This window comes from uncultured Vagococcus sp. (genome assembly GCF_963518325.1).
In the GTDB taxonomy this organism is placed as follows: domain Bacteria; phylum Bacillota; class Bacilli; order Lactobacillales; family Vagococcaceae; genus Vagococcus_D.
In genome coordinates this window covers 288,836-313,832 of record NZ_CAUQJB010000001.1, presented here as the reverse complement: position 1 = coordinate 313,832, position 24,997 = coordinate 288,836, and the positions used below count along the sequence as shown (strand labels likewise).

Genomic DNA, 24,997 nt, shown 5'->3' with positions numbered 1-24,997 from the left:
CCGCTTTTAAATTACTAGTCTCTTTTCATAAAACAATGAAAATGACTGAAAGTATGATATAATTAATAACTTGAAAGCCTTGTAAATGGAGTGATTCGATGATTGGGATAAGCGCATGTCTAGGTGGTATTGCTTGTCGTTACGATGGTGGTAGCCAAACAATAGATGAGTTAGTTCAGTTGGTCAATGAGGGGCGTGCCTTGATGATTTGCCCGGAAGTGGCAGGTGGCTTGCCGATACCACGAAATCCTGCTGAAATTGTCGGTGGAGATGGTCGGGATGTGTGGCTAGGTAAAGCAAAAGTAGTGGATGATCAAGGCTGTGATGTGACGGCAGTCTATCAAGCTGGTGCAAGAGAAGCTTATAAGCAGTTGGATGAAAAAGGGGTAAAGAGCTTAATCTTGAAAGAAAAAAGTCCGTCTTGTGGCGCTCATCAGATTTATGATGGTTCTTTCAGTGGTCATAAAGTAACTGGTGTTGGCGTAGCGACTGCCTTTTTTATGGCTCAAGGAATTGCAATCTATGCCGATACGGAATGGGAAAAAGCTAAAATTAGTTTAGATAAAGCTAGCGTCTTGTGAGTGAGAGTAATCAGGCTTACGAGCCAGTGGTGGTGAGAAGGTGTCTTTAGGCGTGTCTATTTAGATTCTATCAATTGGCTAATTTTATTAATGGGGAACCAATAGTTTTTCCAAAAGGTGCCTTATTATGAGTACTTGTTTATTGAAATGCAGAAAAAGTTACTTAAAACCTGATTTTTGATTGACTATTTAGGCTGAAATAGGTAACCTAGAACTGGATATAGATAGAGTGGTAACTTGGCTGAGATAAAGGTATAATATAATAGAAGTAGTGAATGTGTGGGTTTCTCAGAAATCTGGCTTTATCCGTTAGACAGTAAAGAAAAGTAGCAGTGGTCTGTCAAACTAAAGAGCCTTTCAAACAAGAGGAGGTACGAAATGGCTATTGAAAAAACAAATCGCATGAACGCGCTATTTGAGTTTTATTCAACACTTTTGACAGAAAAACAGATGAACTACATCGAGTTATATTATGCCGATGATTTTTCTTTAGGTGAAATTGCTGAAGAGTACGGTGTCAGCCGCCAAGCTGTTTATGATAATATTAAGCGGACCGATAAAATTTTAGAGAACTACGAACGCAAGCTTCACTTGTATTCTAATTTTATTGTTCGGGAAGAATTGATTAACAAGATGCAAAATCATGTCAATGAAAATTATCCAGATGATCAGGTATTACTAGGTTTAATTAAGAATATTCAAGAGATAGAAGAATAGGAGAAAATAAGTATGGCATTTGAAAGTTTAACAGATCGTTTGCAGAATGCGATGAGCAAACTACGTCGTAAAGGAAAGGTTTCTGCATCTGATGTTAAAGAAATGATGAGAGAAATTCGTCTGGCCTTATTGGAAGCCGACGTCAATTTTAACGTTGTAAAGGATTTTACTAAACGGGTTAGTGATCGTGCAGTAGGAGTTGAAGTTTTAGAAAGTTTATCGCCAGCTCAACAAATCGTTAAAATCGTTGATGAAGAGCTGACAGAAACTTTAGGAACGGCAGCTGTACCGTTAAATAAATCACCGAAAATCCCGACTATTATCATGATGTCAGGTCTTCAAGGGGCTGGTAAAACAACCTTTGTAGGGAAGATGGCCAATCATTTAAAGAAAACTGAAAATGCTCGACCTCTATTAATCGCAGGTGACGTTTACCGTCCAGCGGCGATCGAACAGTTAAAAGTATTAGGTCAACAAATTGATGTGCCAGTCTTTGATATGGGAACAGATGTCAGTCCAGTTGAAATCGTCTGTCAAGGGTTAGAACAAGCCTATGCCAATAAAAATGATTATGTTTTTATTGATACGGCAGGTCGTTTGCATATTGATGAACTCTTAATGGAAGAGTTAAAACAAATTAAAGAGTTAGCCAATCCTGATGAAATTCTCTTAGTAGTCGATGCGATGACGGGTCAAGATGCGGTAAATGTCGCAGAGAGCTTTAACGAACAATTGGAAATCACTGGAGTTATCGTCACTAAACTGGATGGCGATACTCGTGGTGGTGCGGCGCTTTCTATTCGTGCTGTAACTGGTAAACCGATTAAATTTGTCGGAACAGGTGAAAAATTAACTGACTTGGAAGTATTCCATCCGGATCGTATGTCCAGTCGTATTCTTGGCATGGGTGACATGTTAACCTTAATCGAGAAAGCTCAAGGCGATTACGATGAGAAAAAAGCCGAAGAATTAGCGACGAAGATGAAGGAAAATACCTTTGATTTTAATGATTTTATCGAGCAAATGGATCAAGTCATGGGAATGGGACCTTTGGAGGATATCCTGAAAATGATTCCGGGAATGAATAATATTCCTGGTATGGATCAAATTCAAGTGGATCCTAAAGATGTGGAACGTAAAAAAGCCATGGTCTTTTCTATGACTGCCGCGGAACGTGAAAACCCTGATTTATTAACGCCAAGCCGTCGTCGACGGATTGCGGCAGGGTCAGGAAATAACGTAATTGAAGTCAATCGCATGATTAAGCAGTTTAATGAATCTCGTAAGATGATGCAACAAATGAGTAAAGGTAAGATGCCAGCGGGAATGGATCAAATGTTTGGCTCAGGCATCAAAGGGAAAATGGGCAAGATGGCCATGAACTCAATGGTTAAGAAAAATCGTAAAAAGAAAATGCGTAAAAAGAAAAAATAATGACCGAAAGACCAGATTAATTTCTGGTCTTTTTTGATTGACAAGTTGGCAATAAAGAGGTATATTTTAATTGTGAACCAAACTATAAAAAAATTCACAGAAGAGGTGAAGAGATGGCAAAAGGTCCTAAAGGCTTTTCAGAAGATGAAAAAGAACTCTTAAGAAGCAAGTTGCGTCTTAAATGTGAAGAGAGTTGGGCCCTTCATGGCTACAAAAAAACTAGCATCAGCGAGTTGACAGCAAGCATTGGTATTTCAACGGGGGCATTTTATTTGTTATACCCTTCTAAAGAGGAGTTGTTTTGCGAAACATTGGCACGAGTTCAAGAACAGTTAACGACGACTCTAAGGCAAGTCATCAAAGAGGTTGGTGGCCTCGAAGGATTTCGTCAGGCCATGATTTGGCACTTTGACGAGTACGATAAACGGCCATTTTTGTATGATTTTAACTCACCGGATTTCTTGGCATTTATCAATAAATTACCTCAAGTAAAAATCGACTTGCTTAAGTTTGACAGTGTGGCATCTTTTGAGGAGATGATTCAATTGACGGGTTTGACCTTAGCTATTAGTCAGGAAAAAGCCTTTGCGGCCTTAAGCTCTCTCTTATATACGGTGACTAATAAAGAGCGAGTTTCTTATGATCATCGTGAGGTCTTTAGTTTTTTGTTAGATGGCTTATTGTTACAACTATTTACACAGTAACTACCTGTTTAACCGTGGTAATTGAGTCTGATTTGCCACTGTTTGCCGGTTAAAATCATGGAGGAGGACAACAAATGAGTAGTATATTTAGAAACATTATTGACTTTTTAGTGCTATCAGCCCCAGTATCGATTATGACAAACATAGGATTAGGTGTAATCTTGTTAATAATTGGTGTTAGTTTGGCCGTCACCAAAAAAACAAAAGGGAAAAAAATTGGGGCAATAACTTGCCTAACACTTTCAGGTTTAGCTTTTGTAGGATCGGCTTCAACGTGGTTTGTTTCAACTTTCATTTTTTAGAAATAGCAAAGGAGGAAGACGATGATTAAAGCAATATATTCAGTTATTGACGGTGTTTGCCAAGTAACAGATGAGGTGACAGGCGTTAAAATCAAGATTCCAAAACCGAGTAAAGGCGCATTAAAATCGAGTTGTCTGACAAATGGCGTAACTGGTGCAAGCCTAGTCGTATTTGGTTTGCTGACTCCGTATAAATGGACCATTATTTTAGGTGGTTTGAGCGTAGCGTCAAGCTTAGCCATGAGGGAAGAAATCAAGCATCTGTAATAAGAAAAAAGCTATAGTGTTTCTCGAAACTAAATCGAGACACTATAGCTTTTATTATGGAAGAATAGCAAAACTGCGAGCAGTAAAACCAGGGGCGTCTTTAATTTTGGGAACACTGGTAAGAATAATTGCTCCCTTTGCTGGTAATTTTGTTAAATGGGCCATGACTTCTACTTGATAAATATCTTGAGAGAGGACGTAGTATTCCGCTTCGAGAGCACCGTTTTTTTGATAATCCAAGGCACAATCAGTATCTAAGGTTTCGTGTCCAATGGCGGCAATATGTCGTTCTTCGCACAGGTATTTTAGGGCTTCTAGAGACCAGCCTGGCGTGTGATTGTTTCCTAGATTGTCCTTGTTATCAAAGGCAACTTGATCTGGCCATCGCTGACTCCAACCAGTTGCTAAGGCAACAAAACTGTTCGGCGTAATCTTTCCATTTTCGACCTCAAAGGCTAAAATATCGTCTTTAGTCACGGCATAATCAGGATTTATTTCGACTTGATCTTCAATGTGAATGACAAACAAGGGAAGGATCATCTCTTTCAAGCTTAAATCGTGAAGCAGCCGTTTACCTTCAACGAAGTGGGCTGGTGCATCAACATGGGTACCGTATTGAGTAGGCAAGATGTACTCTTTAGCGTAAAAACCATCTTTATAACCAAATAAAGTAGTTTCTTGTGAAGCTTTAAAGGCTGAAAACTTTGGGATAGTAGCTGTCACCTCGTGAGTTAAATCAATCCATTCCTTTTCTTTTAGCTGAGTTAATAAGTTTATTAATTCCATCCTTCATCCTCCAATTTCTATCATTGTTTACACATCATAATTTAATCATAGCGTTATTATTTATTCAGTCAAGTTAAAATTGATTATTTATTTCAAAGGATAAATCTAGTAATATTTTTTGAAATAGTTATAATGAAAAGTAGATAGGTTAAAAAGGGGGGATCGGGAACTAGTATGGTTACGTTAACAGATGTAGCTAAAAAGGCGAATGTCTCGAAAATGACAGTCTCTCGGGTGATTAATCATCCTGAGCAAGTGACAGATGAATTAAAAGAATTAGTCTTTCAAGCCATGAAAGAATTGGATTATAAACCTAATGTGGCGGCTAAAGCCTTGGCTAATAATCGAACGCAAGTGGTTAAAATGTTCATTTTAGAAGAAATGGACACAACAGAACCTTATTATATGAACTTATTGATGGGTATTTCAAAAGAATTGGATAAGCACCAGTATTCCTTGCAATTAGTAACGGAAAATAGTTTTGATGTGGGCTTGTCAGATGGGTATATTATTACTGGAATGCGCGATAAAGATTATGAGTGGATAGGACGAATTGAAAAACCGTTGATTCTTTTCGGAGAAAACCGTTATGGTTATGACTTTGTCGATACGGATAATAAACAAGGGACCACTTTATCCACGGAACATGCAATTGAGATGGGCTATGAACGAATCGTTTTTATTGGCATCGATGTTAAGGAAACATTTGAGTTCTCTCGTGAAGCAGGTTACATCAACACGATGCAAAAGCACCAGCGCCTGCCTGAAATTCATCGATTTGATAATCGTTCTCGCTATTCGGCATCGTTTATAGAAGATAACTTTTATGAGTTTAATAGAAAAACAGCCTTTGTTTGCAGTTCAGACCGGTTGGCAATTGGTATTGAACGAGGCTTGTTAAATAGAAAAGCTAGCATTCCCGAAGATTATGGGGTTATTGGGTTTGACGGTGTCTTCCTTGATCAAATTGCTTACCCCCGTTTAACCACAGTCAAACAATCAGTAATTGAAATGGGCCAAGCCTGTGGCAGAATGTTGCTGAACAAAATAGAACAAAAAGGGGCCCCTCAAGGCAATGAATTTTTTGAACCAGAATTAATTGTTCGCGAAAGTACGAAAATAAATGATTAGTAATCTAACAGCGAGTTTCCTTAGGAAACTCGCTGTTTTTATATATTAGCATCTTGTTACCGGTAACAGCTTTTATGCGGTTGCTGTTACTTGTAACATTTCGTATGCTTGTGATGACTTATGAAGGAGGCGACTACATGGCAACGAAATGGTGGCAAGAAGCAATTATTTATCAAATATACCCAAAAAGTTTTAAAGACAGTAATAATGATAGCGTTGGCGATATTCCTGGCATCACGAGTCAGCTAGATTATATTAAAAGCATTGGTGTCAATACCTTGTGGTTAAATCCGATTTTTATTTCACCTCAAGTAGATAATGGTTATGATATTTCAAATTATTATGCGATTGATCCGCTATTTGGCACTGAAGATGAGTTAACAGAATTTATTGGCGAGGCTCACAAACGAGAGTTGAAAATTATCTTTGACTTAGTTCTCAATCATACGTCAACTCAACACCCTTGGTTTTATGAAGCATCCAAAAGTCCGGATAATATTTACCGTGACTATTATATTTGGGAAAAAGGGCGAGGAGAATTGCCGCCTAACAATTGGGCATCCTTCTTTGGTGGTTCTGTTTGGGAAAAAGACAAGGAATCAGATGATTATTATTTTCACCTTTTTGATAAGGAAATGCCTGATTTGAATTGGGAAAATCCTGAAGTTAGGCACGCGATGCTTGATATAGCCAAATACTGGTTAAGTAAGGGAATCGATGGCTTTCGCTTAGATGCCTTCATTCATTTAGATAAAGCAGATTTCTCTCTGCAAGTTCCTAATATCCCAGAAGGACAGGTGGCGATTGCCGAAGAGTATTATGCGAATTTACCAAAAGTCAAAGAATACCTGTCTTATTTTATTAGCGAATTGCGAGCAATTAAACCAGATTTATTTATTTTGGGAGAGGCTGCTTCAGCTAATGAAGTCTTGGCTAAAGAATACACAGATCCCGAGAATAACCAATGTGATACAGTAGTGAGTTTTCGTTATTTTCCTGAAGAACTGGCTAAACCAGACAGACGATTGCCACTAGCTTTGCAGCAGAAACAATTAGCTGTGAAAGACTTTAAGGCAACCATGCTTTCTTGGCAGGCTCGGTTAAATGAGGAACGATATCCTACTCTTTACTGGAACAATCATGATATGCCTCGGTTGGTTTCTCGCTTTGGTGACGTTACTGCTTATCGGGATGCAAGTGCTAAAATGTTAGCCACCTTGATGTACTTACAGCGGGGCTTGCCGATTATTTTATACGGTGAGGAATTAGGAATGAAAAATGTGGTAATTGATGACATTGAGGTTTTTCAAGATCCGGGGGCTAAAGACTATTTTAATGAAATGTTAGCTGAAGGAGTGACTAAGGAGGAGGCCTTGGAAATTATTGCTAGTGTCAATAAAGAGGCTAGTCGCGGTGCCATGCAATGGAATACCGAGGGATATGCAGGTTTTTCTGAAGTAGAACCCTGGAGTGATGTCAACGTTGAGGAAATCTATAATGTGGCGTCTCAGCTAGAGACTGCCGATAGTATCTTGAGGTATTATCAGAGGCTGATGAAGCTCAAGCAACAGCCCCTTTTTAATCAGGCAGAGTTTAGATTATTGGAAACAACCGATGATACATACGTTTATCAACGGAAGCTGGCTGACAAGAGCGGGCTAATTGCCTGTAATTTAAGTCAGGAAACAGTAGTCATTGACCTGCCAAAAAGTATGGCAGGTGGTCAAGTACTTCTTAATAGTACTCTTTATGTCCTCACAGAAAATCAACTAGAATTGCCAGCTTATGGCGCTGTAGTTATCATTAATTAATGAAAGTAGGAAACTAACAATGGAAAAAGCAGCATTATTGCACCGCCCAGACAGCGAATACGCTTATTTATATGAGAAGGACGATTTCCATATTCGTTTAAGAACAAAAAAAGGTGATGTCAAAGCAGTAAAAGTTATTAAAGGAGATCCCTATTTAATCGGTGAAGATCAGTGGTATTTGGAAGCAGAACCGATGACTTTACTGACCACTACTGAGGATTTTGATTATTGGTTTATTAAAACTAGTGCAGCTTTTAGACGATTACAATACGGATTTCAGGTAATTGGTGTAGATGGTGAAGAAATTTTTTATGGTGATCGAGGAATTTTTGACTACAGTTCCGAAGTAATCGCAAAGGCGGAGAATTATTTTAGAATGCCTTATTTTCAAGAAATCGATCGGTTTAAAGCGCCAGAGTGGGTCAAAGAAACAGTGTGGTATCAGATTTTCCCTGAACGATTTGCTAATGGTGATGCTGGCAATGACCCTGTAGGGAGCCTGCCTTGGACAAGTAAGGAGCATCCAGGTCGGGAAGACTTTTTTGGTGGTGACTTACAAGGGGTGATTGATCATTTGGATTATTTGGTGGATTTAGGGATTAATGGCATTTATTTCTGTCCCATCTTTAAAGCCCATTCCAATCACAAGTATGACACGATTGATTACTTTGAAATCGATCCGGATTTTGGTGATAAAGAAACCTTTAAAAAGTTAGTGGATGAGGCTCATCAGCGTGGCATTAAAGTTATGCTGGATGCGGTGTTCAATCACATGGGGTATCATTCACCTCAATGGCAGGATGTTATCAAAAATGAAGAAAAATCACTATACGCTGATTGGTTCCACATTCACAGTTATCCTGTTGAGTTTGGTACTAATGGTAATGAAGAAGGGGCTAAGACAGTCTCTTATGACACCTTTGCCTTTACCCCAAGAATGCCTAAGTTAAATACAGCAAATCCCGAGGTGCAAGCCTATTTGTTGGAAATTGCGACCTACTGGATCGAAGAATTTGATATTGATGCGTGGCGCTTAGATGTGGCGAATGAAGTGGATCATCATTTCTGGAAAAAATTCTATAGTGAAACAGTCGCCATTAAAGAGGACTTTTATATTTTAGGAGAAATTTGGCATTCTTCACAAAGTTGGCTAAAGGGAGATGAGTTCCACGCTGTGATGAATTACGCTTATACTGAAACCATTACTAATTTCTTTGTGGCTCAGTCCATTTCAGCTTCAAAAATGGTTAGCGGACTGAATGAGCAGTTGATGTTGTATCGTCAACAAACCAACGAAGTCATGTTTAACATGCTAGATTCTCATGATACAGCTCGCTTACTGACCATTGCTGGTGAAGATAAAGCTGTGGCACAGATGACCTTGGCCTTCACATTCTTACAACATGGTTCACCTTGTATTTACTACGGGACCGAAGTTGGTATGACCGGTGAAAATGATCCGGATTGTCGCAAAACAATGGTGTGGGAGAAAGAGCATCAAGATCAGGCATTTCTGACATTCACCAAAGAGTTGATTCAGCTGCGGAAAGAGTATCAACCGATTCTGTCACTTGGAACACTTGATTTCATACAAGCAGACGATGACCAGAAAGTTGTTGGCTTTAAGCGGGAAACAGCCACTCATGTTTTAAGTGCTTACTTTAATCGAGGGATTGAAAGTCAGTCTTATCCGAAAACAGTGAAACAAACCATCATCATGAGCCGTTTAGCCGATACAGTGATTCAGGAAAAAGGCTTTGTCGTACTACTTGAAACCAAATAAGAGTTTCAGTTATTCTTGTTAACGGTAACAGCTGTAAAGCGATTGCAATGGTACATGTAACAGATAATAATAAGGGTGTAAGCGAAAACAAAAAATATGCAGGGGGTATTCGTAATGAAGAAAAGTTTTAAGAAAGTTGGCCTGGGATTATTAGTAGCAGGAGTTGCTTTGAGCTTAGCTGCTTGTGGTGGCGCTAAAGAAAAGGCAAAGGAAGAAGCCAGTCAATCTGATGGAAAAACCTTAAATGTGTCGGTTGATAAAGGGTATATCAAGTATCTTGAAAGCATTAAAGGTGACTTTGAAAAAGAAAATGATGTGACTGTTAAATTAACTGAACGTGATATGTTTGAACAGCTAGAAGCCTTACCATTAGACGGCCCTGCCGGCAAGGCACCAGACGTGATGATGTCAGCCTATGATCGTTTAGGACCTTTGGGACAACAGGGCCACTTGGCGGAAGTTACTTTAGGGAATGAAGCGGATTACAATGATACCGACAAGTCTCAAGTCACTGTTGACGGCAAGTTCTTCGGAGAACCAGCTATTATCGAAACTCTTGTACTTTATTACAACAAAGATTTAATCGACACAGTTCCTGCAACATTTAAAGATCTAGAAGAAATTGCCAAAGATCCTAAATTTGATTTTGCCGCTGAAAAGGGTAAAAATGTTGGTTTCTTAGCGAAATGGACAGACTTCTACTCAGCCTACGGCTTGTTAGCTGGTTACGGTGGTTATGTTTTTGGAAAAGATGGTACTGATCCAAGTGATGTTGGTTTAAATTCCAAGGGAGCAGTTGAAGGAATTGAATATGCTAACACCTGGTTCCAAGGCACGTGGCCTAAAGGGATGCAAGATGTTAAGAGTGCAGGGGATTTCATTACCGATCAGTTTGTTAATGGGAAAACCGCAGCGATCATCGATGGCCCATGGGCAGCTGCTAACTATAAAGAAGCTGGTGTTAACTTTGGTGTTGCTAAGATTCCTACGTTAAATAACGGCAATGCTTATGAAGCTTTTGGTGGAGGTAAAGCTTGGGTCGTTAGTAACTATTCTAAAAATAAAGAAGTCGGTCAACAATTTATTGACTTCCTTACAACTGAAACCAATCAAACTAAATTATACGACGTTACCAATGAAGTCCCTGCGAATAATAAATCTCGTGATATAGCTGCGGCTGGTGATGATCAAATTACATCAGCTGTTATTGCCCAATATGTCGATGCTGATCCAATGCCGAATATTCCAGAAATGGGTGAAGTGTGGGCTGGTGGTGAGAACTTGATGTTTGATGCCGCTTCGGGCAAACAAACGGCTCAAGAAGCAGCAGATGCGGCAGTTAAAGTCATTAATGACGCAATCGCTCAAAAATATACGAAATAACGTTAACTGGTTTTCGGCAGGGTTCGCTCTGCCGAAATTCGTTTAAAGAGGAGAATCAAGATGAATACTGCAACCACCAAAAAAAATGTTAAAAAAGCAACTCTCTTATCTCTTATTCCTGGATTAGGCCAATTTTATAATGAACAGAAATTTAAAGGATTTATCTTTTTAGGTGTGTTTCTCTTATTTATTATTGAAATGGCAGCATTTGGGATTGGAGCGTTACATGGCTTTATTACCTTAGGAAGTGTGCCAATCGAAGATCATTCACTCTTTTTAATGATCGAAGGAACCTTGCAAATTATCATTACCGTGATTTTCTTAATTTTTTATACCATCAACCTGCGTGACGCTCGAATGGTAGCCAAACAATGGAATTCAGGAATGAAAGTAAATGTGAGTGCAAAAGAAATTATTCATAATATGTTTGACAATGGTTTTCCTTATGTTCTAACATTACCAGCTTATATTGTAATGACATTTGCTATTATTTTCCCTGTCCTGGTGACCTTGTTTATGGCTTTTACAAACTACGATTTTTACCATATACCACCAGCTAATCTTATCGATTGGGTTGGATTTAAGAATTTTTTCAGCATTTTCTTTTTAAGTTCTTACCGGGATACCTTTGGGTCAGTTTTATCATGGACCTTGATTTGGACCATGTGTGCTTCAACCCTGCAAATTACTCTTGGGGTTTTTACAGCTGTTGTGGCTAATCAGGAATTTATCAAAGGCCGTCGCTTGTTCGGCGTCATTTTCTTGTTGCCTTGGGCGGTTCCTGCTTTTATTACCATTTTAAGTTTTTCTAATATATTTAATGACAGTATCGGCGCGATTAATGCTCAAGTGATTCCATTTCTTAATCATCTGCCTTTTGTTGATATTAGTGCGATCGCTTGGAAGACTGATCCATTTTGGACAAAAGTAGCCATCATCATGATCCAAGGGTGGTTAGGCTTCCCATATATCTATGTTATGGTAACGGGGATTTTACAATCAATCCCTGCCGATTTGTATGAAGCGGCTAAAATTGATGGTGCTAACGCGATTCAGCGCTTTAGTCAAATTACTATGCCGATGATTTTGTATGTGGCGGCACCGATTTTTGTGACCCAATACACGGGTAACTTTAATAACTTCTCCATGATCTATCTCTTTAATATGGGGGGGCCCGGAAGTGTCGGTGGCGGTGCAGGTTCAACTGATATTTTGATTTCTTGGATCTACAAATTAACGACGGGTACATCGCCACAATATTCCGTTGCGGCAGCTGTTACATTGATGATTTCAGCGATTGTCATTACGGTATCATTGATTGTCTTTAAACGAACTAAAGCATTTGACATGGAGGGAATGTAATGAAAAATAAACTTCATTCGCAGAAGACCGCTCAATTTTGGACCAAGTTTTTCACCTATTTATTTATGGTCATTCTGTCCGTCATTATTATCTATCCACTACTCATTACGATTAGTTCAGCGTTTAAAGCAGGCAATGTCAATGCATTTAGTTTGAGTTTGAATGGTAAATGGACCTTGAACAACTTTCAACGATTGTTTACAGAAACCCTTTATGGCAGCTGGTATAAAAATACCTTGATCATTGCTTTCTTCACGATGGTTTGCCAAGTGGTGATTGTGACGTTAGCTGGTTATACTTATAGCCGCTATCGCTTTGTTGGGCGTAAAAGTAGTTTGAAATTCTTTTTAATCGTTCAAATGGTGCCAACAATGGCAGCTTTGACGGCCTTTTATGTCATGGCTTTTCTGCTAGATGCCTTAGACCAGTATTGGTTTTTGACGATGATTTACATCGGTGGTGGGATTCCTATGAATACTTGGTTAATGAAAGGTTACTTCGATACTGTGCCAATTGATTTAGATGAGAGTGCCAAACTTGATGGAGCAGGGCACTTTAGAATTTTCTGGCAAATAGTTTTACCACTGGTTCGTCCGATGTTGGCAGTCCAAGCATTGTGGGCTTTTATGGGACCTTTTGGTGATTTTATGTTGGCTCGATTCTTATTGCGGACACAAGAAAAATTAACGGTAGCCGTTGGGTTACAGTCATTTATAAGTAATACAAAAGATCAAAAGATCGCCTTATTTGCGGCAGGGGCGATTCTAATTGCCGTACCGATTACGACCTTGTTCTTCTTCTTACAAAAACATTTTGTATCAGGATTGGTCGCAGGGGGAACTAAAGGTTAGTTTTATGAGTCAGCTTATCGGAAAGCGTTTGATGAAGGCTAGTCTTAAAAATTAAGTATGTGACAACAAAGGATGAAAAAATTATGACTAAACTACCATTTCCATTTAGCTATTTTGTTAATATCGTGACACCAAAACGTGTTTTTTTAGGGCGGAATGCTCTAACGAAAGTGCAACTTTTCTTGATTTTTATCTTTATTACTGCCTTGGCACTAATCCCTGTAACCGTCAATATGGCAAGGTCAACTAATTTTCAATTAGCAGAAATCATGTCTGAAACCTTTAAACAAGTGGATCATAACACACTTATGGCTATTCAAGGTGCTGAATTTCAAGAAGGGCACTTGTCTGCCGAAGACAGCCAATTGATTAACAGCAATGGGACGGTCGGGTTCAATTTAAGCGAAGATGAGTTAAGCCGTTTAAAAAGTGGCATTAGTTTTGGTGAAAGGGCAATGGTCTTAAAAGATCAATCCGGTTACGAATTTACGGTTAACTACACAAGAGACTTTAATCCAGGGGCATTTACAACTATTGAGGAACTGAAACAAGGGATTAGTTCTCAATGGCTGACGCAAAATAAAGCGTTCGTAGCCTTTACAATGATGTTGATGAGTGCCTCACTGATTTTAGTGAGTAATTTAATTTTAGTAGTTGGAGGAGCCTTCTTTGTTTGGCTGACTAAAAAGAACCATCTGTCATCCATTTGCACTTATCAGGAATCTTTAAACTTGATTTTAAATGGCTTAGGTTTAAGTACCTTGTTGGGAATGGTAGTAGGATTAATTAGTTTCGATATGACACTTGTGCTAAGCATCCAATCATTTGGCTTAGTTTTAATGTTACTTGGGGTCTTTGTGACAACTCGCTTTAATGATAGTTATGCCAAAAGTAATAGAAGTAGATTGCAAAAAGCATAGATTAAGATATTTAGTTGGAAAAGAAGAGGAGTAGGTATTATGTTCAAACGATTATTTGAGATTGACCCGTGGAAAATTAAGACAACTCAGCTAGACGTTGAAAATAAACGATTGCAAGAGAGTTTAACGTCGATTGGCAATGGTTTTATGGGAATGCGAGGTAACTTTGAAGAAGGTTATTCTGGTGATAGTCATCAGGGAACTTATATTGCGGGTGTCTGGTTTCCTGATAAAACCCGTGTGGGGTGGTGGAAAAATGGCTATCCTGACTATTTTGGTAAGGTGATTAATGCCACTAATTTTATTGGTGTGGATGTCCGTATTAATGGTCAAGTAATTGACTTAGGGACGATTAAGCATCGTGATTTTTATTTGGAATTGGATATGAAGACAGGAATTTTAAACCGACATTATACAGTTGAATTAAAAGACGTTGACGCTCAGATTCGATTTGAACGCTTTGTCAGCGTAGCAACTCAAGAATTATCTTTAGTCAAAGTTGAAGTTGAGGTGTTAAAAGGTCAAGGAAAGGTTGAACTGTCACCTAATTTGGATGGCAATGTTACCAATGAAGACAGTAACTATGAAGAAGTTTTCTGGCTAGAAAAAAACCACCAATTAGGAGAATTTCCAGCAGTTACGATGGAAACTATTGAAAACCCCTTTGGCACACCCCGTTTTAGTGTGACAACGGCAATGAAAAACGTATCATCCACAACTGAGGTTAATCAAGAGGAGTCAGCTAAATTTGTTTCTGAAACCTATACTTATGAATTGAATGAAGGTCAGACTGCCCGTTTAGAAAAGTACGTAGCGGTTGTGACAAGCCGAGATGTGGCTGAGGCGGACCAATTGAGCAAGGCTGAACAATTAACGGCTGAAGCCGTTGAAACAGGTTGGGAGGCATTAAAAGAGGCTCATAGTGCAGGATGGCTCAAACGCTGGGAAAAAGCAGATGTGGTGATCAAAGGTGATGATGAAGCTCAACAAGGCATGCGTTTCAATATCTTTCAACTGTTCTCCACCTATTATGGCGAGGATGCCCGTTTAAATGTTGGTCCAAAAGGCTTTACAGGAGAAAAATACGGTGGGGCAACCTACTGGGATACGGAAGCTTACATTGTGCCGATGTATCTGTCAGTGGCAGGGAAAGAAGTCAGTGAGCAATTACTTAAATACCGTCACCAGCAATTACCTGGTGCTTTTCACAATGCGAAACAGCAGGGCTTAAAAGGTGCCTTGTATCCAATGGTAACTTTTACAGGGGTAGAGTGCCATAATGAGTGGGAGATTACCTTTGAAGAAATTCACCGCAATGGTGCCATTGCCCATGCTATTTTCAATTATACGTCTTATACCGGCGACGAAACCTATTTAATAGATGAAGGAATCGATGTTTTAGTTGGGATTTCTCGATTCTGGGAAGATCGAATTCATTATTCTGAACGTAAAGGTCAGTACATGATTCACGGTGTGACAGGTCCTAATGAATATGAAAATAACGTCAATAACAACTGGTATACCAATACAATTGCGACTTGGGTTTTGCGTTACACACTGGAAAGCTTAACAAAAATCACAACTGAAAAAAGAGCAGCTCTAGGCATTACGGGAACCGAAACCGCCAAATGGCAAGACATAATCGATAAGATGTATTTTCCGACAGATGATGAACGAGGTATTTTTGTACAGCATGATACTTTTCTAGACAAAGACCTACAGCCAGTATCGTCATTGAGTAAAGAAGACTTGCCATTGAACCAAAACTGGTCATGGGATAAAGTCTTGCGTTCGCCATTTATCAAACAAGCTGATGTGTTACAAGGGTTATATTTCTTGAATCACGAATACACAACGGAAGAGAAACAACGTAATTTTGATTTTTATGAGCCAATGACCGTTCATGAATCTTCTTTATCAGCGTGTGTTCACAGTATTTTGGCGGCAGAATTAGGCATGGAAGAAAAAGCCGTAGAATTATATGCTCGGACTGCTCGTTTAGATTTGGATAATTATAACAATGATACGGAAGACGGGTTACACATCACGTCTATGAGTGGCGGATGGTTGTCATTGGTTCATGGGTTTGCCGGTATGCGGACATTGGACGGACAATTGAGTTTTAGTCCCTTTACTCCCAAAGATTGGCAAGGTTATTCATTTAAAATCACTTATCAAGGGCATTTACTGCAAGTGACAGTCGATCATGAAGAAGTCCGATTGGTCGTTTTACAAGGAGAACCTTTGGCAGTTAAACTCTTTGGTGAAAAAGTGATAGTTGCCGATGAACATGTTGTTAAGGTAAAATAAGAAGTAGCTAAAGCGAAGCAATCAAGACTGACTTGATTGCTTTTTTGAAAGGATGAGACGAGATGACAATTAAAGGATTTATATTTGATTTAGATGGTGTAATTACAGATACGGCGGAATACCATTATCATGCCTGGAAAACTCTTGGTAAAAAAATGGGGATTGAAATTGATCGTGAGTTTAATGAAAAATTAAAGGGAATTTCACGAATGGATTCGTTGGATCGGATTCTTGTTCATGGTGGTAAAACCGATAGCTATACTGAAACTGAAAAAGAAGCTTTGGCGGCCGATAAAAATGGCGAGTATGTCAAATTGATTGAAGACATTACACCAGCTGATTTATTACCGGGCATCCCTGAGTTATTAGGGGAACTTAAAGCTGCGGGGATTAAACTTGCCCTAGCTTCTGCTAGTAAGAATGGTCCAGTTATTTTGGAACGTTTAGGGATTACTGCTGATTTCGATGAAATTGTTGATCCAAGTCTATTAGCAAAAGGAAAGCCGGATCCAGAAATTTTTATTAAAGGGGCGCACCAACTAGGATTAGAGTCATCTGAATGTATTGGTGTTGAGGATGCTGAAGCAGGGATTGATGCCATCAATGGCGCAGAGATGTTCTCAGTCGGTGTTGGCGACCCCGAGTCGATGAAAGATGCCAACTATCGGGTGGCTAATACGAGCGAATTGTCCTTAGTAAAAATTATGGCAGCAGTTGGGAATTAGAGATTAAGGACGAAATTGCTAATAAGTATCAGGTTTAAAAATGAATACATAACTAGTCATAATCGCCGTAAGCTTGTAAAAGAGACGGCGATTTCTTTCGAACTGAGAGTAATCTAACAAGAGTAGTATCAATACCTAATTGACAACGAGCTATTAGTTTAGTAATATAAAAACCGACTGTTCGTTTTTTTAAAATTACTCAATTGAAAGAAGGTAACATATGACCAAAGCAGAGGAAAAACGACGCCATATTTTAGAAAGTGCCAATCAGTTATTGGCAAGTCGTGGATTGGCTGACATTACATTAGATGAAGTCGCCAAGCAAGCAGGCTACAGTAAAGGCGGTGTGACTCATTATTTTGCCAATAAAAATGCGCTTCTTTTGAGTTTGGCAGACATGTTAAATCAAGAGTACTTGGGTCGAATCGAAGGAGCTAGTCTCAAGGAAAAAGAAAAAGTCGGTAGTTGGTCCCGAGGGATGATTAATATATCAAATCATGATTTATTATCCACTTCAGACGTTAATGTGGCCTTGGTGGCTGGTGCTTTAGCAAGTAAAGAGGTCAGTGAATCTGTTTCAGATAGCTTTGCCATCATCCAACAAAAGATGGCATCAGATGGGTATGATCCAGTTCTGGCTACAATTGTGCGTTTGGCCATTGACGGGCTCTATTATTCAGAGTTATTTAACGCGTCGGCTTTAGATGATGAAATGCGTGGCGCGGTTTTGGAGAGAGTCCGATCGTGGACTTTCAAAGAGCATGATGAAAAAAGATGAAGATAGACTAAATAAATTAGAGGTGTCACATGACAAAGGAATGGTTAAAGGTATTGTTTGCGTCAATTTTTGAACTTGTTTGGGTAAGTGGCTTAGGTCATGCAGAAACGCTTTTTCAATGGGTGTTAACAGGTGCTGGTGTAGTGATTAGCTTTATTTTATTAACAGAGGCGGCCAAGACATTGCCAATTGGGACTGTTTATGCTGTATTTGCTGGTATTGGATCAGTAGGCAGTATCATCGTAGGTGTCCTTTTCTTTGGAGAAGATGTTAGTCCATTAAAGTTGCTATTTATGGTCACCTTGATCTTGGGCATTATTGGACTGAAACTAATAGAAACGCCTGTGAAGGAGGAGAGCTAAGATGGAATGGTTAGCATTGATTGGCGCAGGCTTGATGGAAATAATTGGTGTTTGGAACATTAAACGATTGGCTGAAGGGAATAAGCGAGCTATTTTTCTGGCATTTCTCACGATGGGTAGTAGTTTGCTGATGTTATCTTTTGCCTTGCAAGTGATTCCAATGGGAACGGGTTATGCTATTTGGACAGGGATTGGGACAGTTGGAACAGCGATTGTTGGGATTGTGCTGTTTCAAGATTCCAAAGATATTAAGCGGTTATTATGTATTGCAGTAATACTGGCATCAACCGTTGCCTTAAAGTTGCTAACATAAAAAAATAGAACAAGGGCTGAGGCCTTTGTTCTGTTTTTTTGTTAGAAACCGTTTTTTTATGGGATGTAATGCCTATTACTTTTAAAGAGTGTTTAGTAAAATAAAGACAATCAACCATTGGGAGGCGTTATTCATGAAAGTAATTGAAAAAAAAGATTTTGAATCAATGAGTCAAGCTTTGGCGCAGATGATTGTGCCTTATTTAACAACAGATCAGAAAGTGAACATTTCATTAACAGCAGTCTCAACACCTTTAAGGGCCTATGAAATCATCAAAGACTTAATGGCAGTTAGCGATAGTCGTGTTTCTGACACCGTTCAGTTCTTTCAACAGGACAATCTCTATTTAAGCACCAAACCAGAGGAATATAAGCGTTTTGAGTATATTAACAAAACCTTCTTTAAAGCCAATCAAATTGGTGACGAGCAAATTACCTATTTAAATGAGGAAACCTATCCTGAGATTGATCGTTTAATCGCAGAGGCTGGCGGCCTTGATTTCGCTATTATGGGAATCGGGGCTGACGGACATATTGCTGCTAACATGCCTGGCACACCCTTTGAAAAAGAAGGGTATCGGGTACTGTTGGATGATAAATTCAAGACCATGTTAGCTGAATCAGGTGAATTTAAAGAAGAGATTGATTGCTATGTCTCCATCGGCATGAGAACCCTTATGAAGACAAAAAAGATTATTGTGATTGCTAATGGTCAAGGCAAGGCGGATATTTTAGACAGAGCCTTCAATGGGAAACTGACGCCAGATATTCCGGCTTCTATCTTGCAGTTCCATCCAGATGTGACGGTCCTGTGCGATGAACCAGCGGCCAAATTAATTAACTAGTTATCAAATAAGCAGAAGAATTTTCCTCTGCTTATTTGTCATGTGACAAAACTGTTAGGTCAGTGATAAATTCTGTAAGAACTTTCGAAGGACGATGGCCGCGTTTTAACGTAAACTAATCTCATCAGGTAGTCGAACTACTTAAAACTACCAATTAACTGGAGGCATATTATGAATAAAACAGTCTTAGAAGTGACTCATATACAGAAAGTTTATGGAAAAAAAGGTGAAAAACAACATGAAGCTCTTAAGGATATTTCTTTCGATATTCAAGAAGGAGAATTTGTGGGCATTATGGGCCCATCTGGCTCAGGTAAAACCACCTTATTAAATATTTTATCAGCTTTGGATAGCCCGACAAATGGTGATATCAAAATATCCGGTGCCACGTTAAACGGTCTGAAAGAAAGTCAATTATCCGATTTTCGTGCTAAAAATATCGGCTTTATTTTTCAGGACTTTAATTTATTAGAGAATTTAACCATGCAGCAAAATATTGGCTTACCACTGTCACTCCAAGGTGTTTCCGCCAGTAAAACCAAAAAGAAAGTCAAGGAAATTGCGAAAGTACTGGATATTGAACGAATTTTAGGAAGTTATCCGACGGAAGTATCGGGAGGTCAAAAACAACGGGTAGCTGCTGCTCGAGCCCTTGTTCATAACCCCAATTTATTGCTGGGAGATGAACCAACAGGTGCATTGGATTCTAAAAATGCTAAGAATTTGTTAGAAGCATTACGTGGGTTGAACGAGGATTATAAAACAACTATCTTGCTAGTAACCCATGATGCAGTCAGCGCTAGCTATTGCAAACGTATTTTATTTATCCAAGATGGATTAATTTACCGGGAATTACACCGTCGGGGCACTCAACAGGAATTTTATCAAGAGATTTTAGCTGTTTTGGCAGGTCTTGAAATTGACCCAGAAAGCTTGGTGTAAGTCTGATGATGTTTAAACTGTCACTCACAAGTGTTAAAAAGCGTTGGCAAGACTATCTGGTTTTAATGCTAGGCTTGATGATCGCTATTTCGATCTTTTATATGTTCCAAACGTTATCACTGAATACGAGTTTCCTAGAAGAGAATATTCCGTCAGTTTCGATGGTAGCCATTGTGTTTCAATTGGGAGCCTTCTTATTAGCCATTATTACGATTGTCTATATTTTTTATGCCAATTCATTTTTACTTTCTATGCGAAAAAAAGAATATGGCATGTACATGATGTTGGGTGCTAAAAAGAAAAAAATAGGTCAAATGATGGCTATTGAAACGCTTTTTATCGGCAGTTTTTCAATAGTTGTAGGGTTGATTATGGGAACAGTTCTGGCTAAGTTAATGGGGGACTGGTTAAGTTCGGCGATCGATTTACCATCGAATACCTATGAAGCTTTTGTGCCAAAAGCCTTGTTGATTACCTTGATTTTCTTCGGCATTTTATTTCTAATTACCACCGTTGTCAATGTCACGAAATTCATGAAAACAAGGACCTTAGATTTATTGTACAGTGAAAATCAGTCAGAACGTTCAAAAGCGAAACCATTGATGACTGTTGTTAAAATTTGTTTGTCGATGATATTGATTGGGATTGGTTACATCTGTATGGTGAATATTAAAACCTTTCAGATTATCGGAGTGGTGGTGGCAATCGTGACAATTACACCGGGAACCTTTTTATTTTTCAGTTCACTTGTGCCTGTCATCGTGAATAAACTGAAATCTTGGGAGAGTATGAGCGGCAAAAAAATTCGCATCTTTACCTTATCGCAATTAAGTTTTAAAGCATCATCACTGGCTCAAGTTTTAGGCTTAGTCACGATGTTATTAGCTTTATCATTAGGAGCTGTGACTGTTGGACAAGCCTTTAAGAACTTTGCTGCGGATTTGTTAAGTACGAATGTGAATGACGCCGTCGTGTACAATGGGACGCCAGAAATTCAAACAGTTCTTGATAAACTGGACGCTAAAGAGGTGATTACCTACCATGCAAAAATGGTTGAGAAGACAAAGTATTTTATTCAAGAAGAATTGGTTAAACAACCTTTATTGGTTCAAGATGAACAAGAGATAGGAGCACCATTTAAGGAATCAAAAGACCTTAAATTAAATCATGCCTACTCTTATCAAAATCAAGGGGAGGGAACAATCGCTCAAGGATTCAATCAAATTGCTGATGGTTATGGTAATGATGCTTTATATGAAAGCAGTTATCAAGTAGTCACTCAAGCTGAATTTGATCAATTAGCAAGTCAAGTTAGTACGATTCAAGTTATTCGTGTAAGTGATTATCAAGAACAATTACCTATTTTCAAAGAATTGCATCAGCAGGAATTAGCACGACATCCAGAGCTTGAGTATAGCAATGGCAAATATGAGATGTATCAACAGATTCAAAGCATGGCCAATGGTTTTATGTTTATGGGCTTTTTCTTAGGAATTGCTTTTCTAGCCATGTTAGCTAGCTGTTTGATGTTTAAGATATTAACGGGGGCTTACCAGGATATCGCCCGCTACGATATGTTACATAAAATTGGTGTTAGACGTCAATTACTAATGGGCTCTATTCGCAAAGAAATATTAGCGATCTTTTTGGCACCAGCTTTTCTAGGTGTTGTTCACGTCCTAGTTGGTTTAAAGATGTTTACGATTTTCATTCCTAACCCTTATGCCTATATTGCCATGCCTTTCGCTATCTATGGTTGTATATACTTGGGCTATTACTTTATAACCGTCTACTTATATAAAGACATTGTCTTACCTAAAAAATAACAATAAGACTGACTTCCTCATGAGGAGCCAGTCTTATTTAGTATTAAAGGATTGCTGATTAAAAATAAGTTCCTTCTCATGGGCGATGAGCCATGATTTGAGTGACTCCAAGACGACTAAACTACTTATGCCAAGTTTTGTTAGCTCATAGCTGACAGGAAACCCTGTTGAAGGCTGTCCCTCTTTCAAAACCAATCCAGACATTTGTAACTGAACTAAATTTTCATTAAGAACTTTTCTTGAAATACCTTCGATAGCTCGTTCTAAGTCAGCAAAACTATGGGGCTGACGAGCTAATAAAATCAAAATAAAGGGAGCCCATTTGCCTAAAAGAGGAAGGGCCAGCTCACGTAAGCGGCGATCTTGTTCGCATTGATTGTTAGTAGACACGTAAAAGTACCTTCTTTTCAAGTTTATTTTTATTCCATATACTTTTAATTATAGTAGAAGTTGAAAGGGAATGATAGAATGAAACAACATTTCTTTAAGAATGCCGAGATGGAGTTTGAAGCAACGCGATTATTGTGGTACACACCTAGTGGAGGAGCTGATTATGGGGAAGTTGCAGCAGTAACTGAAAAAATAAAAGATGGCAGCTATGAATCTTGGTATAAGGAGTGGGAGAGTTTTGCAAGTAAATTAGCCCAACGAGGAGAATCCTTTCAGGGCAAAGAAGCCCAGGGAAATGCCTTTTTAAGAGCCAGTCGTTATTATCAAGGAGCGGAATTTTTTTTACCACCGAATGATCCGCGTAAAGAAGAGGTTTACCAGCAGTCAGTTGATTTATTTTACCGAGGCTTAGCATGTAAAAATGTTGCATTTACTCAACACAATCTGAGCTATCAGAAGGTAGAATTACGGACACTTTTCTTTCGAACAGAGCAACCCTCATTGGGAATCTTATACATATGCGGTGGGTTTGATGCTTTACTGGAAGAACTTTACTTTACAAATGTGGTAAGTGCTTTGGCCAATGGCTATAATGTGATTTTATACGAAGGTCCGGGGCAGTCCAGTGTGATTCGGAACTATCAGATGCCTTTTGAAGCTGATTGGCAACAAGTCGCACGAGTAGTAGTTGATTTTTATCAAGCTCACTACCGGTTAATAGGCCCGAAAATCGGCGTGGGCATATCCTTAGGTGGCCTTTTAATAGCACGAGGGGCTAGCTTAGATGATGAGTTATTTGATAAAATTGTCTTGTATAATTATTTTCCCTCAATGATTGATTCAATAAAAAAATCATTGCCTTATTTTTTACATGGTTTTCTGGAAAAAGGCTTTCCATCTGTGTTGGAAAAGATATGTTCCATTTACATAAGACAAAATAAGTTTTTAAATTGGCAAATCGAACAGGCAAAGTGGGTATTTGGTGGGACTGGTTTAAATAATTTACTGGAAATTTGCCAGAACTTCAATGAAGAAATAGCGTATCGTCAGCTGACAACGGATTGTTTAGTATTTCTTGCTAAACATGATAATTATTACGATTATCGACATGGGCAAACATTTTTTAGTAAAATCCCTGCAGAGACTAAACAATTAATTTTATTTGATAAGGATAGGTTTTCTTCAGACTTACATTGCCAAAATGGCGCAGCATATGACAGCAATGACCAGATGTACGAATGGTTATTAAGCTAAAAAAAACTCACCTAGTGAGTTTTTTCTAATTATTTAAATGAGATAAGGCTTTTTTAGGAACATCACTTTTCTTCATTTCTTCCCAACTGACGACACCTTTGAGTCGATTGACCTTGAGTTTGAGGTAGGAATTGAGTTTAAGCGGCCGACCAATCGAGCCATTGAAGGTCAGATGACGTTCATCGCCTTTATCATTGAAAGCAGGTTGAGAGTATTCATAGTCTTTCATTTCTTCTTTTGTTTGGTCAACAATCTGCGTAATTTCTTTGCCAGAACTATTTATTTTAGTATAATAAGCACTCCCACCATAATAATAGTGATACAAACCAAGACCTGCCCCGATAATAAAGATACATACAATTGCCAAAAGTTTTTTCATGCTTTCTCTCCTAATCCATCATTTAATACTAATATCATTATGCGGTAAAACAGGGAAATCAACCATAGAAGAAACTAACGAGTGCCTAACATTTTTGTAAGGTCAAGTGAAAGTGGGATATCCGAATCAATAGGATTTCCCTAGCGGTTCATAGGGAAATCTAAAAAAAACAGGCTGATTATCATCAACCTGTTTCGCTTATTTCGAAACGAGTGAAACCCGCTCTTTATTATGCTTGCCGCTTTCAATCAAATCCAACATACCAATGGCATAATCAGCGTAGCTGATATAGCTTTCGCCTTGACTATTTAATGTCAATACCTCGCCTGCTAATTGATACTCCCCAGTTTTCGGGCCCTCAAAATCAAAATTGGCAGCAGGGCTAACGTAAATCCAATTAGTTGCTTTACTCACTCTTAATTCATCTAAGGCAGCTGCCATACTATCCGCAGTTCGCTTAAAAGATTCAGGGAAGTCAGGAGTTTCAGACAGACGTGTTGTCTTGCTAGGATCGATGTACAAACTACCAGCGCCGCCAACCACGTATAATTTTGTGTCTAAATCTTTGACAACTTTCGTAATGTGTCTCAGAGAGGTTTGATGAAGTTGCGGCATAATGGCAGGTGCGTTAAAGGCATCTACGACTGCGTCAAAACCTTCCAATTCAGTGGGTGCCAAGTCATATAATTCTTTTTCAATATAGGGTACCTCATGCTTTAACTTTCGTTGATCTCTGATCAGTGCCGTTACGTCGTGACCGCGTCGATACGCTTCGAGTAAAATTAGATTTCCCTGCTTACCAGTTGCCCCAATAATTCCAATCTTCATAAAATCCCATCCTT

Annotated in this window: 26 protein-coding genes; 22 read left to right on the top strand and 4 right to left on the bottom strand. The window is 38.8% G+C overall.

The window, feature by feature from the left end; translation table 11 throughout:
* Positions 1 to 98 precede the first annotated feature (98 nt).
* The 6 genes from RWN13_RS01495 (at position 99) to RWN13_RS01470 (ending at position 4,005) form a co-directional block, all read left to right on the top strand.
* Positions 99 to 581 (top strand): DUF523 domain-containing protein, encoded by a 483-nt coding sequence (locus RWN13_RS01495; protein ID WP_314059740.1) that lies wholly within the window; start codon positions 99 to 101, stop codon positions 579 to 581.
* A gap of 378 nt (positions 582 to 959) precedes the next feature.
* Complete coding sequence (locus tag RWN13_RS01490; protein WP_314059738.1) at positions 960 to 1,298, top strand: putative DNA-binding protein; 339 nt, start codon at positions 960 to 962, stop codon at positions 1,296 to 1,298.
* Positions 1,299 to 1,310: 12 nt separating this feature from the next.
* Positions 1,311 to 2,732 (top strand): signal recognition particle protein, encoded by a 1,422-nt coding sequence (ffh, locus tag RWN13_RS01485; protein WP_314059736.1) that lies wholly within the window; start codon positions 1,311 to 1,313, stop codon positions 2,730 to 2,732.
* 113 nt (positions 2,733 to 2,845) lie between these two features.
* Positions 2,846 to 3,436 carry a TetR/AcrR family transcriptional regulator gene (locus RWN13_RS01480; protein WP_314059734.1) on the top strand — a complete coding sequence of 197 codons (591 nt, stop codon included), beginning with the start codon at positions 2,846 to 2,848 and terminating at the stop codon, positions 3,434 to 3,436.
* A gap of 74 nt (positions 3,437 to 3,510) precedes the next feature.
* Entirely contained in the window at positions 3,511 to 3,738 is a 228-nt protein-coding gene (locus RWN13_RS01475) for a hypothetical protein (RefSeq protein ID WP_314059732.1), read from the top strand.
* Positions 3,739 to 3,759: 21 nt separating this feature from the next.
* Positions 3,760 to 4,005 (top strand): hypothetical protein, encoded by a 246-nt coding sequence (locus RWN13_RS01470; protein ID WP_314059731.1) that lies wholly within the window; start codon positions 3,760 to 3,762, stop codon positions 4,003 to 4,005.
* Between the two features lie 54 nt (positions 4,006 to 4,059).
* Here the strand turns inward: RWN13_RS01470 and RWN13_RS01465 are convergent, their stop codons facing one another.
* Entirely contained in the window at positions 4,060 to 4,791 is a 732-nt protein-coding gene (locus tag RWN13_RS01465; RefSeq protein WP_314059728.1) for a cyclase family protein, read from the bottom strand.
* A 174-nt stretch (positions 4,792 to 4,965) separates the two neighbouring features.
* Between RWN13_RS01465 and RWN13_RS01460 the strand changes: the two genes are divergently transcribed.
* The 15 genes from RWN13_RS01460 (at position 4,966) to RWN13_RS01390 (ending at position 22,132) form a co-directional block, all read left to right on the top strand.
* Positions 4,966 to 5,922: a LacI family DNA-binding transcriptional regulator gene (locus RWN13_RS01460; RefSeq protein ID WP_314059726.1), complete on the top strand. Its 957-nt coding sequence runs from the start codon at positions 4,966 to 4,968 to the stop codon at positions 5,920 to 5,922.
* Between the two features lie 137 nt (positions 5,923 to 6,059).
* Positions 6,060 to 7,733: an alpha-glucosidase gene (locus tag RWN13_RS01455; protein WP_314059724.1), complete on the top strand. Its 1,674-nt coding sequence runs from the start codon at positions 6,060 to 6,062 to the stop codon at positions 7,731 to 7,733.
* Between the two features lie 19 nt (positions 7,734 to 7,752).
* Positions 7,753 to 9,516: a glycoside hydrolase family 13 protein gene (locus RWN13_RS01450; protein ID WP_314059722.1), complete on the top strand. Its 1,764-nt coding sequence runs from the start codon at positions 7,753 to 7,755 to the stop codon at positions 9,514 to 9,516.
* 114 nt (positions 9,517 to 9,630) lie between these two features.
* On the top strand, positions 9,631 to 10,899 hold the full coding sequence (locus RWN13_RS01445) for an extracellular solute-binding protein (RefSeq protein WP_314059721.1): 1,269 nt from the start codon (positions 9,631 to 9,633) through the stop codon (positions 10,897 to 10,899).
* A gap of 60 nt (positions 10,900 to 10,959) precedes the next feature.
* Complete coding sequence (locus tag RWN13_RS01440) at positions 10,960 to 12,261, top strand: sugar ABC transporter permease (protein ID WP_314059719.1); 1,302 nt, start codon at positions 10,960 to 10,962, stop codon at positions 12,259 to 12,261.
* Complete coding sequence (locus tag RWN13_RS01435; protein WP_314059717.1) at positions 12,261 to 13,112, top strand: sugar ABC transporter permease; 852 nt, start codon at positions 12,261 to 12,263, stop codon at positions 13,110 to 13,112. The genes RWN13_RS01440 and RWN13_RS01435 overlap by 1 nt, the downstream gene beginning before the upstream one ends.
* Positions 13,113 to 13,195: 83 nt before the next feature.
* A complete protein-coding gene (locus RWN13_RS01430; RefSeq protein WP_314059716.1) occupies positions 13,196 to 14,032 on the top strand; it encodes a DUF1189 domain-containing protein in 837 nt (278 codons plus the stop codon).
* Positions 14,033 to 14,071: 39 nt separating this feature from the next.
* On the top strand, positions 14,072 to 16,342 hold the full coding sequence (locus RWN13_RS01425) for a glycoside hydrolase family 65 protein (protein WP_314059714.1): 2,271 nt from the start codon (positions 14,072 to 14,074) through the stop codon (positions 16,340 to 16,342).
* Positions 16,343 to 16,404: 62 nt separating this feature from the next.
* Positions 16,405 to 17,067, top strand: a complete 663-nt coding sequence (pgmB, locus tag RWN13_RS01420) for a beta-phosphoglucomutase (protein ID WP_314059712.1) — start codon at positions 16,405 to 16,407, stop codon at positions 17,065 to 17,067.
* 220 nt (positions 17,068 to 17,287) lie between these two features.
* Positions 17,288 to 17,845 (top strand): TetR/AcrR family transcriptional regulator, encoded by a 558-nt coding sequence (locus tag RWN13_RS01415; protein ID WP_314059711.1) that lies wholly within the window; start codon positions 17,288 to 17,290, stop codon positions 17,843 to 17,845.
* 29 nt (positions 17,846 to 17,874) lie between these two features.
* Positions 17,875 to 18,207, top strand: coding sequence for a multidrug efflux SMR transporter (locus tag RWN13_RS01410; protein WP_314059709.1), 333 nt, complete (start codon positions 17,875 to 17,877; stop codon positions 18,205 to 18,207).
* A gap of 1 nt (position 18,208) precedes the next feature.
* Positions 18,209 to 18,520: a multidrug efflux SMR transporter gene (locus RWN13_RS01405; RefSeq protein ID WP_314059708.1), complete on the top strand. Its 312-nt coding sequence runs from the start codon at positions 18,209 to 18,211 to the stop codon at positions 18,518 to 18,520.
* 133 nt (positions 18,521 to 18,653) lie between these two features.
* The gene (locus RWN13_RS01400) at positions 18,654 to 19,364 is read left to right on the top strand and encodes a 6-phosphogluconolactonase (protein WP_314059705.1); all 711 of its coding nucleotides are present in this window, start codon (positions 18,654 to 18,656) and stop codon (positions 19,362 to 19,364) included.
* A gap of 171 nt (positions 19,365 to 19,535) precedes the next feature.
* Positions 19,536 to 20,306: an ABC transporter ATP-binding protein gene (locus RWN13_RS01395; RefSeq protein ID WP_314059702.1), complete on the top strand. Its 771-nt coding sequence runs from the start codon at positions 19,536 to 19,538 to the stop codon at positions 20,304 to 20,306.
* A gap of 5 nt (positions 20,307 to 20,311) precedes the next feature.
* Complete coding sequence (locus tag RWN13_RS01390; RefSeq protein WP_314059699.1) at positions 20,312 to 22,132, top strand: ABC transporter permease; 1,821 nt, start codon at positions 20,312 to 20,314, stop codon at positions 22,130 to 22,132.
* Positions 22,133 to 22,165: 33 nt separating this feature from the next.
* Here RWN13_RS01390 and RWN13_RS01385 read toward each other — a convergent pair whose 3' ends face one another.
* Positions 22,166 to 22,522, bottom strand: coding sequence for a helix-turn-helix domain-containing protein (locus RWN13_RS01385; protein WP_314059697.1), 357 nt, complete (start codon positions 22,520 to 22,522; stop codon positions 22,166 to 22,168).
* Positions 22,523 to 22,600: 78 nt separating this feature from the next.
* Between RWN13_RS01385 and RWN13_RS01380 the strand changes: the two genes are divergently transcribed.
* Positions 22,601 to 23,776 (top strand): serine aminopeptidase domain-containing protein, encoded by a 1,176-nt coding sequence (locus RWN13_RS01380; protein WP_314059695.1) that lies wholly within the window; start codon positions 22,601 to 22,603, stop codon positions 23,774 to 23,776.
* A gap of 25 nt (positions 23,777 to 23,801) precedes the next feature.
* On the opposite strand, the gene RWN13_RS01375 is transcribed toward RWN13_RS01380, so the two are convergent.
* Entirely contained in the window at positions 23,802 to 24,155 is a 354-nt protein-coding gene (locus tag RWN13_RS01375) for a YxeA family protein (protein ID WP_314059693.1), read from the bottom strand.
* Positions 24,156 to 24,353: 198 nt separating this feature from the next.
* The gene (locus RWN13_RS01370; protein ID WP_314059690.1) at positions 24,354 to 24,983 is read right to left on the bottom strand and encodes an NAD(P)H-binding protein; all 630 of its coding nucleotides are present in this window, start codon (positions 24,981 to 24,983) and stop codon (positions 24,354 to 24,356) included.
* Positions 24,984 to 24,997 lie beyond the last annotated feature (14 nt).

Bases quoted from the DNA above. Each gene is read 5' to 3' on its own strand.
- RWN13_RS01450 (WP_314059722.1), top strand. From the start codon at position 7,753: ATGGAAAAAGCAGCATTATTGCACCGCCCAGACAGCGAATACGCTTAT.
- RWN13_RS01440 (WP_314059719.1), top strand. From the start codon at position 10,960: ATGAATACTGCAACCACCAAAAAAAATGTTAAAAAAGCAACTCTCTTA.
- RWN13_RS01380 (WP_314059695.1), top strand. From the start codon at position 22,601: ATGAAACAACATTTCTTTAAGAATGCCGAGATGGAGTTTGAAGCAACG.
- RWN13_RS01390 (WP_314059699.1), top strand. From the start codon at position 20,312: ATGATGTTTAAACTGTCACTCACAAGTGTTAAAAAGCGTTGGCAAGAC.
- RWN13_RS01425 (WP_314059714.1), top strand. From the start codon at position 14,072: ATGTTCAAACGATTATTTGAGATTGACCCGTGGAAAATTAAGACAACT.
- RWN13_RS01430 (WP_314059716.1), top strand. From the start codon at position 13,196: ATGACTAAACTACCATTTCCATTTAGCTATTTTGTTAATATCGTGACA.
- RWN13_RS01375 (WP_314059693.1), bottom strand. From the start codon at position 24,155: ATGAAAAAACTTTTGGCAATTGTATGTATCTTTATTATCGGGGCAGGT.
- RWN13_RS01490 (WP_314059738.1), top strand. From the start codon at position 960: ATGGCTATTGAAAAAACAAATCGCATGAACGCGCTATTTGAGTTTTAT.
- RWN13_RS01415 (WP_314059711.1), top strand. From the start codon at position 17,288: ATGACCAAAGCAGAGGAAAAACGACGCCATATTTTAGAAAGTGCCAAT.
- RWN13_RS01435 (WP_314059717.1), top strand. From the start codon at position 12,261: ATGAAAAATAAACTTCATTCGCAGAAGACCGCTCAATTTTGGACCAAG.
- RWN13_RS01495 (WP_314059740.1), top strand. From the start codon at position 99: ATGATTGGGATAAGCGCATGTCTAGGTGGTATTGCTTGTCGTTACGAT.
- ffh (WP_314059736.1), top strand. From the start codon at position 1,311: ATGGCATTTGAAAGTTTAACAGATCGTTTGCAGAATGCGATGAGCAAA.
- RWN13_RS01400 (WP_314059705.1), top strand. From the start codon at position 18,654: ATGAAAGTAATTGAAAAAAAAGATTTTGAATCAATGAGTCAAGCTTTG.
- RWN13_RS01455 (WP_314059724.1), top strand. From the start codon at position 6,060: ATGGCAACGAAATGGTGGCAAGAAGCAATTATTTATCAAATATACCCA.
- pgmB (WP_314059712.1), top strand. From the start codon at position 16,405: ATGACAATTAAAGGATTTATATTTGATTTAGATGGTGTAATTACAGAT.
- RWN13_RS01465 (WP_314059728.1), bottom strand. From the start codon at position 4,791: ATGGAATTAATAAACTTATTAACTCAGCTAAAAGAAAAGGAATGGATT.
- RWN13_RS01395 (WP_314059702.1), top strand. From the start codon at position 19,536: ATGAATAAAACAGTCTTAGAAGTGACTCATATACAGAAAGTTTATGGA.
- RWN13_RS01480 (WP_314059734.1), top strand. From the start codon at position 2,846: ATGGCAAAAGGTCCTAAAGGCTTTTCAGAAGATGAAAAAGAACTCTTA.
- RWN13_RS01460 (WP_314059726.1), top strand. From the start codon at position 4,966: ATGGTTACGTTAACAGATGTAGCTAAAAAGGCGAATGTCTCGAAAATG.
- RWN13_RS01475 (WP_314059732.1), top strand. From the start codon at position 3,511: ATGAGTAGTATATTTAGAAACATTATTGACTTTTTAGTGCTATCAGCC.
- RWN13_RS01470 (WP_314059731.1), top strand. From the start codon at position 3,760: ATGATTAAAGCAATATATTCAGTTATTGACGGTGTTTGCCAAGTAACA.
- RWN13_RS01445 (WP_314059721.1), top strand. From the start codon at position 9,631: ATGAAGAAAAGTTTTAAGAAAGTTGGCCTGGGATTATTAGTAGCAGGA.
- RWN13_RS01370 (WP_314059690.1), bottom strand. From the start codon at position 24,983: ATGAAGATTGGAATTATTGGGGCAACTGGTAAGCAGGGAAATCTAATT.
- RWN13_RS01410 (WP_314059709.1), top strand. From the start codon at position 17,875: ATGACAAAGGAATGGTTAAAGGTATTGTTTGCGTCAATTTTTGAACTT.
- RWN13_RS01405 (WP_314059708.1), top strand. From the start codon at position 18,209: ATGGAATGGTTAGCATTGATTGGCGCAGGCTTGATGGAAATAATTGGT.